This is a genomic window from Paracoccus sp. (in: a-proteobacteria), from assembly GCF_047605025.1.
Lineage (GTDB): Bacteria > Pseudomonadota > Alphaproteobacteria > Rhodobacterales > Rhodobacteraceae > Paracoccus.
Genome location: NZ_JASGGO010000004.1, coordinates 19,098 through 33,684, shown reverse-complemented (window position 1 = coordinate 33,684; position 14,587 = coordinate 19,098). Strand labels below are relative to the sequence as shown.

13 protein-coding genes are annotated in these 14,587 nt (G+C 66.0%); 9 read left to right on the top strand and 4 right to left on the bottom strand.

All coding sequences use genetic code 11. The features are described 5' to 3' along the window. Window positions 1–99: 99 nt before the first annotated feature. The 5 genes from cyoA to QM682_RS03825 are packed head-to-tail and all read left to right on the top strand — an operon-like array spanning window position 100 to window position 5,061. Window positions 100–1,308: a ubiquinol oxidase subunit II gene (cyoA, locus tag QM682_RS03845; protein ID WP_415127277.1), complete on the top strand. Its 1,209-nt coding sequence runs from the start codon at window positions 100–102 to the stop codon at window positions 1,306–1,308. 13 nt (window positions 1,309–1,321) lie between these two features. After that, entirely contained in the window at window positions 1,322–3,331 is a 2,010-nt protein-coding gene (gene cyoB / locus QM682_RS03840; protein WP_415127275.1) for a cytochrome o ubiquinol oxidase subunit I, read from the top strand. A 4-nt stretch (window positions 3,332–3,335) separates the two neighbouring features. Continuing rightward, complete coding sequence (gene cyoC / locus QM682_RS03835; RefSeq protein WP_415127273.1) at window positions 3,336–3,953, top strand: cytochrome o ubiquinol oxidase subunit III; 618 nt, start codon at window positions 3,336–3,338, stop codon at window positions 3,951–3,953. Then, the gene (cyoD, locus tag QM682_RS03830) at window positions 3,953–4,333 is read left to right on the top strand and encodes a cytochrome o ubiquinol oxidase subunit IV (RefSeq protein ID WP_415127271.1); all 381 of its coding nucleotides are present in this window, start codon (window positions 3,953–3,955) and stop codon (window positions 4,331–4,333) included. Before cyoC ends, cyoD begins: the two co-directional genes overlap by 1 nt. After that, complete coding sequence (locus tag QM682_RS03825) at window positions 4,330–5,061, top strand: SURF1 family protein (RefSeq protein ID WP_415127269.1); 732 nt, start codon at window positions 4,330–4,332, stop codon at window positions 5,059–5,061. Before cyoD ends, QM682_RS03825 begins: the two co-directional genes overlap by 4 nt. Here the strand turns inward: QM682_RS03825 and QM682_RS03820 are convergent. From QM682_RS03820 to otsB, 3 genes are read right to left on the bottom strand one after another with little or no spacing between them, the layout of a single operon-like run. Beyond that, on the bottom strand, window positions 5,058–6,425 hold the full coding sequence (locus QM682_RS03820) for an alpha,alpha-trehalose-phosphate synthase (UDP-forming) (protein WP_415127267.1): 1,368 nt from the start codon (window positions 6,423–6,425) through the stop codon (window positions 5,058–5,060). The genes QM682_RS03825 and QM682_RS03820 overlap by 4 nt on opposite strands. Beyond that, the gene (locus QM682_RS03815; protein WP_415127265.1) at window positions 6,422–8,209 is read right to left on the bottom strand and encodes a glycoside hydrolase family 15 protein; all 1,788 of its coding nucleotides are present in this window, start codon (window positions 8,207–8,209) and stop codon (window positions 6,422–6,424) included. The genes QM682_RS03820 and QM682_RS03815 overlap by 4 nt, the downstream gene beginning before the upstream one ends. Further along, the gene (gene otsB, locus QM682_RS03810; RefSeq protein ID WP_415127263.1) at window positions 8,206–8,955 is read right to left on the bottom strand and encodes a trehalose-phosphatase; all 750 of its coding nucleotides are present in this window, start codon (window positions 8,953–8,955) and stop codon (window positions 8,206–8,208) included. Before otsB ends, QM682_RS03815 begins: the two co-directional genes overlap by 4 nt. Before the next feature lie 220 nt (window positions 8,956–9,175). On the opposite strand from otsB, the gene ada reads away from it, so the two are divergent. Beyond that, window positions 9,176–10,249: a bifunctional DNA-binding transcriptional regulator/O6-methylguanine-DNA methyltransferase Ada gene (ada, locus tag QM682_RS03805; protein ID WP_415127261.1), complete on the top strand. Its 1,074-nt coding sequence runs from the start codon at window positions 9,176–9,178 to the stop codon at window positions 10,247–10,249. On the opposite strand, the gene QM682_RS03800 is transcribed toward ada, so the two are convergent. Then, complete coding sequence (locus QM682_RS03800) at window positions 10,246–10,425, bottom strand: hypothetical protein (protein WP_415127259.1); 180 nt, start codon at window positions 10,423–10,425, stop codon at window positions 10,246–10,248. The two genes, ada and QM682_RS03800, sit on opposite strands and share 4 nt — an antisense overlap. A 169-nt stretch (window positions 10,426–10,594) precedes the next feature. Here QM682_RS03800 and QM682_RS03795 point away from each other — a divergent pair, with 169 nt between their 5' ends. The 3 genes from QM682_RS03795 to QM682_RS03785 all read left to right on the top strand — a co-directional run bounded on the left by QM682_RS03795 (window position 10,595) and on the right by QM682_RS03785 (window position 14,552). Then, window positions 10,595–10,843, top strand: coding sequence for a YetF domain-containing protein (locus QM682_RS03795; RefSeq protein WP_415127257.1), 249 nt, complete (start codon window positions 10,595–10,597; stop codon window positions 10,841–10,843). Between the two features lie 142 nt (window positions 10,844–10,985). Beyond that, entirely contained in the window at window positions 10,986–13,202 is a 2,217-nt protein-coding gene (gene katG, locus QM682_RS03790; RefSeq protein WP_415127255.1) for a catalase/peroxidase HPI, read from the top strand. An 84-nt stretch (window positions 13,203–13,286) separates the two neighbouring features. Continuing rightward, window positions 13,287–14,552: a glycerate kinase type-2 family protein gene (locus QM682_RS03785; protein ID WP_415127253.1), complete on the top strand. Its 1,266-nt coding sequence runs from the start codon at window positions 13,287–13,289 to the stop codon at window positions 14,550–14,552. Window positions 14,553–14,587: the final 35 nt, after the last annotated feature.

Here is a 14,587-nt window from a genome sequence, read left to right as displayed (position 1 = left end):
ATGATGTGGCAAATTGTCCTATGTCTGTCCATTCTTGATTTACCTAGTTAAGGATAAATCCGAATCCCGCCGTCCTTCATCAGGAGAGGTTACACTCTCATGCGTATACTCGCCCGCCCGATGTGGCCTGCCATGTCGCTCTTTGGTTTCCTGGCCCTGGCCGGCTGCAAGATGGAGGTGCTTCGCCCCTCCGGCGATGTCGCCGAGCGTCAGAAGGATCTGCTGCTGGTCTCGACCGGCCTGATGCTGCTGATCATCATCCCGGTGATGGTGCTGACGGTGCTGTTCGCCTGGCGCTACCGCGCCTCGAACCGCCAGGCCACCTACCGGCCCGACTGGGACCATTCGACCAAGTTCGAACTGGTGATCTGGGCGGCGCCGCTTTTGATCATCATCTGCCTTGGCGCGCTGACCTGGGTTGGCACGCATCTTCTGGATCCCTATCGCCCGCTTGACCGCCTGTCGGCCAGCCAGCCCGTCCCGGACGAAGAGCCGCTGCGGGTCGAGGTGGTCGCGCTGGATTGGAAATGGCTGTTCATCTATCCCGAGCAGGGCATCGCCACGGTGAACGAACTGGCCGTGCCGACCAACCGCGAGATCGAGTTCTCGCTGACCTCCTCGACGGTGATGAACGCCTTCTACATCCCCGCCATGGCCGGCATGATCTACGCCATGCCCGGCATGGAGACCAAGCTGCACGGCGTGTTCAACAACGCGGGCGAATACCAGGGCCTGGCCTCGCATTATTCGGGGCATGGCTTCTCGGGGATGCGCTTCAAGACCCATGCCGTGGACCGCGACAGCTTCGACGCCTATGTCGATCAGGCCCGCGCCAATGGCGGTGTGCTGGATCGGGCCAAATACCTGGAACTTGAGGTTCCCAGCGAGAATGCCAAGCCCCAGACCTTCGCCCAGGTCGATCCCGAACTGTTCGACCGCGCCGTGAACATGTGCGTCGAACAGGGCAAGATCTGCATGGCCGAGATGATGGCGCTTGACGCGCGCGGCGGCACCGGCATGGCCGGGACCGTCAACATGGCGCAACTGACCCGCGACACCGAGATCCGCCGCGGCTCTGTCCGGCCTGTCCTGGGCGTCGAGCCCTTCATGGTGACGGGCTTCTGCACCCCCGAGGATTCGGCCAGGATGTTCGCCGATCTTCGCACGAACGACCCCGTGACCCGTATCGACCAGGCGCCCATGCGCGGCCTGTCGCTGCCCCGCCCCCAGAACCGCCTTGGCATCATGGACATGCCTCGGACCATCCAGGACGCGCGGCGAGACAACGCCGTCGAGCCCCAACTCTGAGCCGGAGTCCGGAATGGCTATTCCTACCAATGTCGAAACGACCTTCCTTTTCGGGCGCCTGAACTGGGACGCCATCCCCAAGGAGCCGATCGTCCTTGCCACCTTCGTCGTCGTCGCCATCGGCGGCGCGGCGCTTCTGGCGGTGCTGACGAAATTCAAGCTCTGGGGCTATCTCTGGCATGAGTGGTTCACTTCGGTCGACCACAAGAAGATCGGGATCATGTATATGATCCTGGGCCTGATCATGTTCGTGCGCGGCTTTGCCGACGCGGTGATGATGCGGATCCAGCAGGCCTGGGCCTTCAACGGCTCCGAGGGCTATCTGAACGCCCATCACTATGACCAGATCTTCACGGCGCATGGCGTCATCATGATCTTCTTCGTGGCGATGCCCTTCGTCACCGGGCTGATGAACTATCTCGTGCCCTTGCAGATCGGCGCGCGGGACGTGTCCTTTCCGTTCCTGAACAACTTCTCGTTCTGGATGACGGTGGGCGGCGCGGTGATCACCATGGCCTCGCTGTTCGTGGGCGAGTTCGCGCAGACCGGCTGGCTGGCCTTCCCGCCGCTGTCGGGCATCCATTCCAGCCCCTGGGTCGGGGTGGACTATTATATCTGGGGCCTTCAGGTCGCGGGTGTCGGAACGACGCTTTCGGGTATCAACCTGATGGTCACCATCCTGAAGATGCGCGCGCCCGGCATGACCCTGATGAAGATGCCGGTCTTTACCTGGACCTCGTTCTGCACCAACATCCTGATCGTCGCGACCTTCCCGATCCTGACCATGACGCTGATCCTGCTGACGCTGGATCGCTATGTCGGCACCAATTTCTTCACCAATGACCTTGGTGGGAACCCGATGATGTATGTCAACCTCATCTGGATCTGGGGCCACCCCGAGGTTTACATCCTGATCCTGCCGCTGTTCGGGGTCTATTCCGAGGTCACCGCGACCTTCGCGGGCAAGCGCCTGTTCGGCTATACCTCGATGGTCTATGCGACGGTCTGCATCACGGTGCTGAGCTATCTGGTCTGGCTGCACCACTTCTTCACGATGGGCTCGGGCGCCTCGGTGAACTCGTTCTTCGGGATCACCACGATGATCATCTCGATCCCGACCGGGGCCAAGATCTTCAACTGGCTGTTCACCATGTATCATGGCCGCATCCGCTTCGAACTGCCGATGATGTGGACCGTGGCGTTCATGCTGACCTTCGTGATCGGCGGTCTGACGGGCGTGCTTCTGGCCGTGCCGCCGGCGGATTTCGTGCTGCACAATTCGCTGTTCCTGATCGCGCATTTCCACAACGTGATCATCGGCGGCGTGCTGTTCGGCCTGTTCGCGGCGATCAACTTCTGGTGGCCCAAGGCTTTCGGCTTCAAGCTGAACGTCTTCTGGGGCAAGGTCAGCTTCTGGTTCTGGGTCATCGGCTTCTGGTTCGCCTTCATGCCGCTTTATATCCTGGGCCTGATGGGCGTGACCCGCCGGATGCGCGTCTTCGACGATCCCAGCCTTCAGATCTGGTTCATCATCGCGGGCTTCGGTGCCTTCCTGATCGCCTGCGGCATCGGCGCGATGTTCGTCCAGTTCGGCATCTCGATCTGGAAGCGCAACGACCCGGCCTATCGCGATGTGACGGGTGATCCCTGGAACGGGCGCTCGCTGGAATGGGCGACCTCTTCGCCGCCGCCCTATTACAACTTCGCCTTTACCCCGGTGATCCATGGCCTGGATGCGTGGTGGGACATGAAGGCCGTGGGCGCGACGCGTCCCCAGGCGTCCTATATCCCGATCCATATGCCGCATTACACCGGCAGCGGGGTGATCCTGGCGGGGCTCTCGACCGTCTTCGGCATGGCGATGATCTGGTATATCTGGTGGCTCGCGGTGCTGTCCTTCGCGGCGCTGGTCGGCTTCGCGATCTATCATACCTTCAACTACAACCGCGATTATTACGTCCCAGCCGAGGAGGTCCGCGAGACCGAGGAACTGCGCGACCGCCAACTGGCCCAGGGAGTCTGAAGCAATGAGCGTGACCAAACTGCACAGCCCCGAGGCGTATTGGGAAACCGAGCCGCATCACCACCCGGACGGCGCGTCGACCAATATCGGCTTCTGGGTCTATCTGATGAGCGACTGCCTGATGTTCGCGGTGCTTTTCGCGGCATTCGGCGTGCTGCATGGCAACCTGGCCGCCGGGCCGGGGCCGAAGGACCTGTTCGACCTGGAGCTGGTGGCGCTGAACACGGCCATGCTGCTTCTGTCCTCGATCACCTTCGGCTTCGCGATGCTGCGGGCACATGCCCAGGACAAGACCGGCGCGCTGCGCTGGCTGGCGGTGACGCTGTTCTTCGGCCTGTGCTTCCTGTCGATCGAGCTTTACGAGTTCGCCCACCTGATCCACGAGGGCGCGGGGCCGCAGCGTTCGGCCTTCCTGTCCTCGTTCTTCGCGCTGGTCGGCACGCACGGGCTGCACGTCGCCTTCGGTTCGATCTGGCTGGTGACACTGGCGGTGCAGATCCGCAAGTTCGGCCTGACCGGGGCGAACCTGCGGCGGCTGGGCTGTCTCAGCCTGTTCTGGCACTTCCTTGACCTGATCTGGATCGGGGTCTTCTCGATCGTCTATCTGCTGGAGATGATCTGATGGCGCATGAACATCACCATGGCCATGATGCCCATCATCACGACCACCATGACCATGGCAGCGTGAAATCCTATGTCACCGGCTTCGTCCTGGCCGCGATCCTGACCATCATTCCCTTCTGGCTGGTCATGGCCGGCGGGTTCGAGAGCCGGGGCCTGACCATCGCCGTCGTGATGATCTGCGCCGTGGTGCAGGTGCTGGTGCATATGATCTTTTTCCTGCACATGACCAGCAGCCAGGAAGAGGGCTGGACCCTGATCTCGACCGTCTTCACTGCGGTGATCGTGATCATCGTCCTGGCCGGCTCGCTTTGGGTCATGTTCCACATGACCACCAACATGATGCCGCAGATGAATCACGAATTGCAGGTTCTTCAGTGACGGCAGGCGCGACGCGAAGGTCGCGCCTGGCCCGCAACCTGATGGCGCTCGCCGCACTGGCGGGCGTCGTTCTGTTTTGCGGGCTGGGGATCTGGCAGGTCCAGCGGCTGCAATGGAAACTCGACCTGATCGCCCGAGTCGAGGCGCGGCTGTCCGCGCCGCCCGTGGCCGCGCCCGGTCCCGGCGACTGGGCCGCGCTGAGCGAGCAGGCCGACGAATATCGCCGGGTGGCGCTGCGCGGGAGCTATGACTATTCCGCGGAAACGCTTGTTCAGGCGGTTACCGAGCGGGGAGCGGGCTTTTGGGTCATGACCCCCCTGGCCGCCGATCAGGGCTTTACCGTCTGGATCAACCGGGGCTTCATCCCCGGCGAACGCCGCGCCCCCGAAGACTGGCTGCGCCCCGAGGGGATGCAGCAGGTCACGGGCCTGCTGCGGGCAAGCCAGCCGCATGGCGCCTTCCTGCGCAAGAACGATCCCCTGGCGGATCGGTGGTATTCCCGCGACGTTCAGGCGCTGTCCCAGCGGCAGGGCCTGGCAGGGACGGCGCCTTATTTCATCGACGCCGATGCCGGGCCGGATGCTTCGGCGCTGCCCATGGGCGGGCTGACCGTGGTAAGCTTTCGCAACAGCCATCTCAGCTATGCGCTGACCTGGTTCGCCCTGGCCATCGGCCTGGCGGTTGCGGGCTGGTATGTGCTGTTCCGCGCCGAGCCGCCGCGGGACTAGGCGGCCGGGCGGGCAGGCTCGGTCAGGTCGCTCAGGAAATCCTCGGCCCAGACCGTGACCGGATAGGCGGTCAGCCGCGCCATCATCCGGGCGTGGCGCTCGCGGCGCTCCTCCAGCGGCATGGTCAGCGCGCGGGCCAGCGCATTCGAGACATCCTCGACATCATGCGGGTTCACGATCAGCGCGTCGGTCAATTCGTATGCCGCGCCGGCGAATTGTGACAGGACCAGCACGCCGGGGTTCTCGGGGTCTTGCGCGGCGACGAATTCCTTGGCGACCAGGTTCATGCCGTCGCGCAGCGGCGTGACCAGTCCGACCTTGGACAGCCGGTAAAGCCCCGACAGCAGGCTATGGCTGAAGGCGCGGTTGATATAGCGCACGGGCACCCAGTCCAGCGTGCCATAGCCGGCGTTCAGGCGGCCCGCGCGCTCGGCCACCTCTTGCTGGATGCGGGCGTAACCCTCGATCCCGCTGCGCGAGGCGGGGGTGATCTGTAGGAAGCTGACGCGCCCGTGCAGGCCGGCGTGATGTTCCAGTAGATGCTCGATGGCGCGCAGCCGTTCGGGCAGGCCCTTGGAATAGTCCAGCCGGTCCACCCCGATCACCATGTCGCGCGGACCGAAACGCTTGTGCAACTCCTTGATCCGGGGCAGTTCCTGCGCCCGCCGCGCGCGGGCCACGAAGGTCGCGGTGTCGATCGAGATAGGATAGGCTCCGATCCGGGTGCCGCGCGGCTCGGCCAGCGCCTCAAGCCGGCCGCGCGCCGCATCCAGCGCGGCGCGCAGGTTGCGGGCGTCGGCGCCGGTCTGCAAGCCCACCACGTCATAGGCCAGCATCGCCGCCAGGAAGCGATGCGATTGCGGCAGCGCGCGGAGCAGGTCCTGGGCGGGCCAGGGAATATGATGAAAATAGCCGATCCGGTTTCGGACGCCCCGCGCGCGCAGCGCCTGGGCCAGCGGGATCATGTGATAGTCATGCACCCAGATGACATCTTCGGGCCGGATGATCCCCATCAGTGCTTCGGCGAAGCGGTCGTTCACCGCCATGTAGCGATCCATCGCCGGTCGGGTATATTCCAGCAGGTCGGCGCGGTAATGGCAGAGCGGCCAAAGGACCGAGTTCGATATCCCCTCGTAATAGCCAGCGATCTCGGCGGGGGTCAGGTCGATGGCGGCATAGGTGATGCCGTGATGCTCGTGCAGGCGCGGGGTCGGATCGGGCTTCTCGACCTGCTGACCCGACCAGCCCAGCCAGACCCCGCCGCGCGATTTCAGCGCGGCCTCAAGCGCGACGGCCAGGCCGCCGGCGGCGACGCCCTTGCCAAGCGCGGGCAGGCGGTTCGAGACGACGACAAGGCGGTTCATACGACATCCTCCCAGGGACGCGACAGCTTCGTCGCCGCATTGATCAGCCCGACCATGGAATAGGTCTGCGGGAAATTGCCCCAAAGCTGGCGGGTTTCGACATGCACATCCTCGGAAAGCAGCCCCAGCGCGTTGCGCTGCGCCAGGACCGAGACGAAGATCTCGCGCGCCTCGTCGTGGCGGCCCAGCCGGCAAAGCGCGTCGATCAGCCAGAAGGTGCAGACGGTGAAGGCGGTCTCGGGCGTGCCGAAATCGTCGGGGGCCTTGTAGCGGAAGAGGTGATGGCCCTGGCGCAGCTCGCGCTCGATGGCGGCCACGGTCGAGACATAGCGCGGGTCCCTGCCGGTGGTGAAGCCGATCTCGGTCATCAGCAGCAGGCTTGCGTCCAGATCGTCGCCCCCGAAGGCCATGACATAGGCACCCAGATCCGCATTCCAGCCATAGGTCTCGATGGCTTCGCGGATCTTGGCGGCCTCGCGGCCCCAATGGATGGCGCGGTCGTTCAGCGTCAGGTGCCGTGCGATCCGGGCCAGCCGGTCGCAGGCACCCCAGCACATCAGCGCGGAATGGGTGTGGATGCTTTCGCGGGTGCGGAATTCCCACAGCCCGGCATCGGGGGTGTTCCAGCGCGCGACGGCCTGCTCGCCCAGGGTTTCAAGCCGCCGGAACAGATCCTCGCCGCCCAGGCGCGGCAGGCGGGTGTCGAAGAAGCACTGGCTGACGGCCAGGATGACCGAGCCATAGCCGTCGTTCTGGACCTGGCGATAGGCCGCGTTGCCGCGACGCACCGGGCCGTTGCCGCCGAAGCCCGCAAGGTGCGGACAGGTTTCCTCGGGCAGAACCCGCTCATGCCCCAGGCCGAAAAGGGGCTGCATGTAGCCGTCGGGCGAGCCGGTCGCCAGATTCAGCACATAGTCCAGATAATCCTCCATCGTCTTGGTGACGCCCAGGCTGTTCAGCGCCTTGACGGTGAAGAAGCTGTCGCGCAGCCAGCAGAAGCGGTAATCCCAGTTCCGCCCCGTGGCCTGGTATTCGGGGATCGAGGTGGTCAGCGCCGCGACGATGCCGCCGGTCTCCTCATATTCGCAAAGCTTCAGCGTGATCGCGGCGCGGATCACGGCCTCCTGGTAGTCGGGCGGGATGGACAGGGCGCGCACCCAGTCCGACCAATAGTCCTGCGTCCGCTCCAGGAAACGGGCGGCGATGGTCTGGGGCGCGTCGGTCAGGGGCTCGTCCGGCCCCAGCAGAAAGACCTGCGGCCGGTCCAGCAGGAAAGGCGTCTCGTTCAGCAGGAATTCGATCGGGGCCGAGGTCGTCAGCCGCAGCACCTGATCCCCCAGCATGTAGCGCAGGTGGTTCGAGCCGCGATGCACCTGCGCCGCGTGTTCGCCATAGCCATGGCGCGGGCGTAGCCGCGTGGTGATGCGGGGCATGCCCTCGATGGGCTCGACGATGCGGACCAGGACGCGGCCCCGGAACATGCGGCCCCGGTCGTGAAAGCGGGGCATGAAGTCGATGATGCGCAGGCTGTTGCCGTGTCCGTCGACCTGGACCGTCTCAAGCACGGCGGTATTACGGCGATAATGCTGGCGGCATTCGCGCATCGCGTCGCAGCGGATCGACCAAAGCCCTTCGTCCGGCCCGGCCTTGGGTTGCAGCAGGCTGCAAAAGACCGGATCGCCGTCAAAGCGCGGCAGGCACATCCAGGCAACATCCCCCGTCCGCGTGACCAGCGCCGCCATCGAGGCATTGCCGATCAGGCCCAGTTCCAGATCCGCGCTCATGCGAGCCTCCGTTCCAGCCATTGCGCCAGCGCCCGCGGGCCGGACAGGCGGTGATCGGCCTGCATCTCGCGCTCGCCCAGGGCCACGGCGATACCGCCCAGCTCGCGCGCGGCGAAAAGCATGGGCGTGTCGTTCAGGTCGTCGCCGAAGGCCACCGGCCTGCGTCCCGCGAAGGGCGGCATTCGCATGAAGCGGCGCAGGGCCGTGCCCTTGTTCCCGCCCGAGGGGCGAAGCTCGGCCACGAATTTTCCCGGCTGGATCTGCCAGTCCGGGCCAAGGGCGGCGTGTGTGCGGGCGATGGCCTTGATCATCGGGGCTTCGGCTTCGGGCGCCGCGCGCCAATGCAGCGCAAGGCCCTGGCCCTTGTCTTCCAGCACCGCGCCCGGATGGGCATCGGCCAGGGCTTGCAGATCCGCCAGCAGCGGGCGCACGGCGGCCTTGCGCCGGGTGATGTCGGCCGGATCGGGGCGCGCGCCATCGGGGAAATCGGTGCCGTGCAGGCCGGCCACGGGAATGGCGTCGCCCACGCGCCCGATGATCTCGTGGCGGCCGCGCCCGGTGATGATCGCGACCGCGCCGCCGGTGCGGGCGCTTAGCCGCAGCAGGTCATGGGCCAGGCGCGGGTCCAGGACCGTGTCGGCGGGATCGGCGCTGAACTCGGCCAGGGTGCCGTCGAAGTCGAAGAAGAAGGCGTGGCGGCTCAGATCCAGCGTTTCCAATGTTGCGGCGATATCCTGCACGTCCATGTGGTCCTTTCTTTTCGCATGGTCCCGGGCGCGTTGCCTTGGCCCCGCCCAGGGTCAAGCCCGTGGAATGGAACAAGTTCCCCCCGGCGGGTTCGGTTCTGTCCCCGCTTTGGGACCGGCGGCGTGGATCCGCGTGCGAATTCGGCAGCAATCCGCCGGATGCGGAACCGCGCGCGGGACGCTAAGCCTATATCCATCAGCAGGCCGGGGGTGCGATGCCATGACGATGGATCAGGATCAAAGCAGCGGGGCGGATCCGCGCTGGCAGGCGGTTGTCACCCGCGACGAGGGGGCGGATGGCAGCTTCGTCTATGCGGTGCGGACAACGGGGGTCTATTGCCGGCCCTCATGCCCATCGCGCCATGCCAAGCGCCGGAACGTGGTCTTCTATGCCCTGCCCGAGCAGGCCGAGGCGGCGGGCTATCGCCCCTGCCTGCGCTGCCATCCGCGCGGCCAGTCCCCGGCCCAGGCCAATGCCGCGCTGATCGTGGCCGCCTGCCGCATGATCGAGGCGGCCGAGACGCCGCCCTCGACCGCCGATCTGGCGCGGCGCATCGGGCTTAGCCCCTATCATTTTCACCGGCAGTTCAAGTCCCGGACCGGGATGACGCCCCATGCCTATGCCCAGGCCCATCGCGCCGGGCGGCTGCGGGCGGGGCTGGCACAGGCCGAAAGCGTGACCCAGGCGATCTACGATGCCGGTTTCGTCTCGGCCAGCCGGTTTTATGAGCAATCGGCCGCGATCCTGGGCATGAGCCCCGGCGAATACCGCAAGGGCGCCGCCGACCTGCCGATCCGCTTCGCGCTGGGGCAATGCGCGCTTGGCGCGATCCTGGTCGCATGCAGCCCGCGCGGGGTCTGCGCCATCTCGCTGGGCGATGCGCCCGAGCCGCTTCTGGCCGAGTTTCAGGACCGTTTTCCCAGGGCCGAACTGATCGGCGGCGATCCCGAATTCGAGGCGCTGGTCGCCCAGGTCGTGGGCTTTGTCGAGGCGCCGGGAACGGGGCTGGACCTGCCCTTGGATATTCGCGGCACCGCCTTTCAAGAACGGGTCTGGGCCGCGTTGCGCCAGATCCCCGCGGGCGAGACGGTCAGCTATGCCCAGCTTGCAGCCCGTATCGGCGCGCCTCAGGGCCATCGCGCCGTGGCCGGGGCCTGCGCGGCCAATACGCTTGCCGTCGCGATCCCCTGCCATCGGGTGGTGCGCAGCGATGGGGCGATCTCGGGCTATCGCTGGGGCGTGGCGCGCAAGCGCGAGTTGCTGGCGCGCGAGGCCGCGACCGAAGCGCCCTAGCGTCCGCGCTGGACGAACAGCGCATAGCCCAGATACAGGCCGGCGGCGGCGAAGATGATCGCCCAGAAAAGCGCGCCGCTTGTGATTTCGACCACGGCCCAGGCCAGGGGGGCCAGGACGCACAGGATGCGCACCCAAAGCGCATTGAAGAACGGGGCATTCGGATCGACTAGCATGGCCCAGTCCTAGCGCGGATCGCGCCCGCTGGGAAGGTGCCCCGGAACTGCCTTGTGATCTTGCCGTTACGCTTGGCGCCCGGAAGGGGCGCGGGGCAGGCGATGTCGCAGGATTTGCGGCGCATCTTCATGGGCGATGTGGAGCTGGGCTTCGTGATCGAGATCTGTTTTGCGCACCGTCGCCACCGATGGCCGCATCGACAGGCGCAAGCTGGCCGGCCAGGGCATCGGCGTGCCGGAACCGTATCTGAAGCTGCGCGACAAGAGCGTGACCGATATTTGCGAGATGCGCTTTGCGGTGCTGGAGCCGAACGGCGTCCTGTCGGTCCCGACCCGTGACAAGGCGGCCGAGGCTCAGGGCCTGGGGCTGTTCCAGCCCCCGGCCATCCCCCGCACCCGAGATGCCGATGCTCTATAACAAGCAATTATGATGTGGATCACAAATTACAGCTTAATATGATGATGGGCCGGAGCTAGAGTTCCTTTCGAAACGCGAGTCACCCAAGGATCGCCGCCCATCCGGGGCGGATGCATTTAGGGCCGCAAGCAAGGAGATCCTCATGGACGGTAATAACGTGAAATCTGGGGGTTGCCCAGTCATGCATGGCGGCAATCCCAGTGTCCGCCACTCGGCGCGCTCGAACCGGGATTGGTGGCCGAGCCAGTTGAATCTGAAGATCCTGCACCAAAACAGCGATCTGCCCAATCCGCTGGGCGCCGGTTTCGACTATGCCGAGGCGTTCAAGACGTTGGATCTGGATGCCGTGAAGGCCGACCTGCGTGCGCTGATGACCGACAGCAAGGATTGGTGGCCGGCCGATTGGGGCCATTACGGGCCCTTGTTCATCCGCATGGCCTGGCACAGCGCCGGCACCTATCGCACCGCCGACGGCCGGGGCGGGGCGCGCGCAGGCGCGCAGCGTTTCGCGCCGCTGAACAGTTGGCCGGACAACGCGAACCTGGACAAGGCACGCCGCCTGCTTTGGCCGATCAAGCAGAAATACGGCAACAGCCTGTCCTGGGCCGACCTGCTGATCCTGACCGGCAACGTGGCCCTGGAATCCATGGGCTTCAAGACCTTCGGCTTCGCCGGCGGCCGTCCCGATGTCTGGGAACCGCTGGAGGACATCTATTGGGGTTCCGAGACCGAATGGCTCGCCACCAGCGACAAGCCCAATAGCCGCTATTCCGGCGACCGCGAACTGGCCAGCCCCCTTGCCGCCGTGCAGATGGGCCTGATCTATGTGAACCCCGAGGGGCCGGATGGAAATCCCGACCCGCTCGCCTCGGCCCGCGACATCCGCGAGACCTTCAAGCGCATGGCGATGAACGACGAGGAAACCGTCGCCCTGATCGCCGGGGGCCACACCTTCGGCAAGACCCATGGCGCGGGCGATGCCGCGCTGGTCGGCGCCGATCCCGAGGGCGGCACGCTGGAGCAGCAGGGCATGGGCTGGGCCAGCTCCCATGGCACCGGCATGGGCGGCGATGCGATCACCTCGGGGCTGGAAGTGGTCTGGACCCAAAAGCCGACCGAATGGACGCATCTTTTCTTCACCAACCTTTTCGGCTTCGAATGGGAACTGACGAAATCCCCGGCCGGCGCCTGGCAATGGAAGCCCAAGGATAACGGCGGCGCGGGCACGGTGCCCGACGCGCATGATCCGGCCAAGCGCATCGCGCCGTCGATGCTGACCTCGGACCTGGCGCTGCGGATGGACCCGATCTATGGTCCGATTTCGCGCCGTTTCCTGGAGAACCCGGACCAGTTCGCCGATGCCTTCGCGCGGGCCTGGTTCAAGCTGACCCATCGCGACATGGGACCGAAGGTGCTTTACCTTGGCCCGGAGGTTCCGGCCGAGGATCTGCTGTGGCAAGATCCGCTGCCGCCGGTCGATCACCCGCTGATCGACGCCGCCGACGTGGCCGGCCTGAAGGCCAAGGTGCTGGCATCGGGCCTGACCGGGGCTGAACTGGTGGCGACGGCCTGGGCCTCGGCCTCGACCTTCCGCAGCTCGGATTTCCGGGGCGGGGCGAATGGCGCCCGCATCCGTCTTGCACCGCAAAAGGATTGGGAGGCGAACCAGCCCCAGCAACTGGCGAAGGTTCTGTCCGTGCTGGAAGGCATCAAGGCCGAATTCGATGCGCAGGGCGTCAAGAAGGTCTCGCTGGCCGACCTGATCGTGCTGGCGGGCGATGCCGCGGTCGAGGCCGCGGCCAAAACCGCCGGCCAGGATCTGGCGCTGTCCTTCCATCCCGGCCGGGTGGATGCCACGCAAGAACAGACCGATGTGGAAAGCTTCGACTGGATGGAGCCTTTGGCAGACGGGTTCCGCAACTATCAGCGCCAGAAATACAACGTTCCCTCCGAGGAACTGCTGGTGGACCGCGCCCAGCTTCTGGGCCTGACCGCGCCCGAGATGACGGTGCTGGTCGGCGGGTTGCGCGCATTGGATGCGAATTGGGATCACAGCGCGCATGGCGTCTTTACCGACCGTCCGGGCCAGTTGACGAATGATTTCTTCGTCAACCTGCTGAGCATGGACACGGTGTGGAAGGCGCAGTCCGACGAGCAGATGCTGTTCGACGGCACCGACCGCAAGACCGGCGCGCCGAAATGGACGGCGAGCCGCGTGGATCTGGTGATCGGCTCGAACTCGCAACTGCGCGCCATCGCCGAGATCTATGCCCAGGACGACGCTTCCGGCCGTTTCGTGCAGGATTTCGGCCAGGCCTGGTCCAAGGTTATGAACGCCGACCGCTTCGATCTGCGCTGACAATTGACGGGCGCGCCGGCGAAAGCGGCGCGCCCCTTTTCATTTCCCTTCCCGCTGCGCAAGATCATGCGCAGGAGGAAGCCCATGTCCCAAGATCCCGCCTTGCTGCGCCGCCTTTTCGACAGGGCGGTCGAGGCCGCCGATCCGATGCGCTCGCTGGCCGGGTTTCTGCCATCGCGCCCTGCGGGCCGGGTTCTGGTGATCGGCGCCGGCAAGGCCAGCGCCCGCATGGCCGAGGCGGTCGAGGCCGCCTGGGGGCCTTGCGAGGGGCTTGTCATCACCCGCTACGGCCATGAGCGTCCCACCCAGGGCATTCGCATCGCCAGCGCCGCCCATCCCGTGCCGGACCAGGCGGGGGTCGATGCCACGGGCCGGATGCTGGACCTGCTGCGCGGTTTGGGGCCTGACGATTTCGTGCTGGCGCTGATCTCGGGCGGTGCCTCGGCCCTGCTTTGCGCCCCCGCGCCGGGGGTGACGCTGGATCAGAAGCAGGCGGTGAATGCGGCGCTTCTGGCCTCGGGCGCGCCGATCGACCGGATGAACACGGTGCGCAAGCATATCAGCCGGGTCAAGGGCGGCCAGCTTGCCGCCGCCGTCTGGCCCGCGCGGATGCTTTGCCTGATGATCTCGGACGTGCCGGGGGACGATCCGGCCTATATCGGCTCGGGTCCCACGGTGGGGGATCGCTCGACCCCGCAGGATGCGCTGGCGGTGCTGCAAGATTGGCGGATCGAGGTGCCCCAGGCGGTCCGCGATGCGCTGGCGCAAGGCAGCGGCGTGGTGGCGCCCGGCGATCCGCGCCTGTCTCGGGTGGAAAACGTGATCTATGCCGCCCCCCGCCAATCGCTTGACGCCGCCGCCGCCCTGGCGCGCGGCCTGGGCCTTGCGGTCGAGATCCTGGGCGACGACCTGCAAGGCGAGGCGCGCGAGGTCGCCCACGCCCAGGCCGATCTGGCCCGGCGGCGGCAGGCGGTAATGCGGCCGGGCGATGCGCCGCTGGTGATCTTTTCGGGCGGCGAATTGACCGTGACGCGGCGGGGTGACGGCATCGGCGGGCCGAATGCCGAGTTCTGCCTGGCGCTGGCCCTGGCTTTGCAAGGCGCGCCGGGCATCCATGCGCTGGCCTGCGACACGGATGGGGTCGACGGCGCCGCCGAGGTCGCGGGCGCGGTGATCGGGCCGCAGACCCTGGCCCAGGCCCGGACGGCGGGGCTGGACGCCCGGCAGGCACTGGATCGCAACGATGCGCATGGCTTTTTCGGCGGATTGGGCGCGCAGGTCGTGACGGGGCCGACATTAACCAATGTCAACGACTTCCGGGCCATTCTTGTGAAACCACCCGAGGTCTGAAGGCCCCGTATCGCGTGCCCATGCCCATGCTGTGC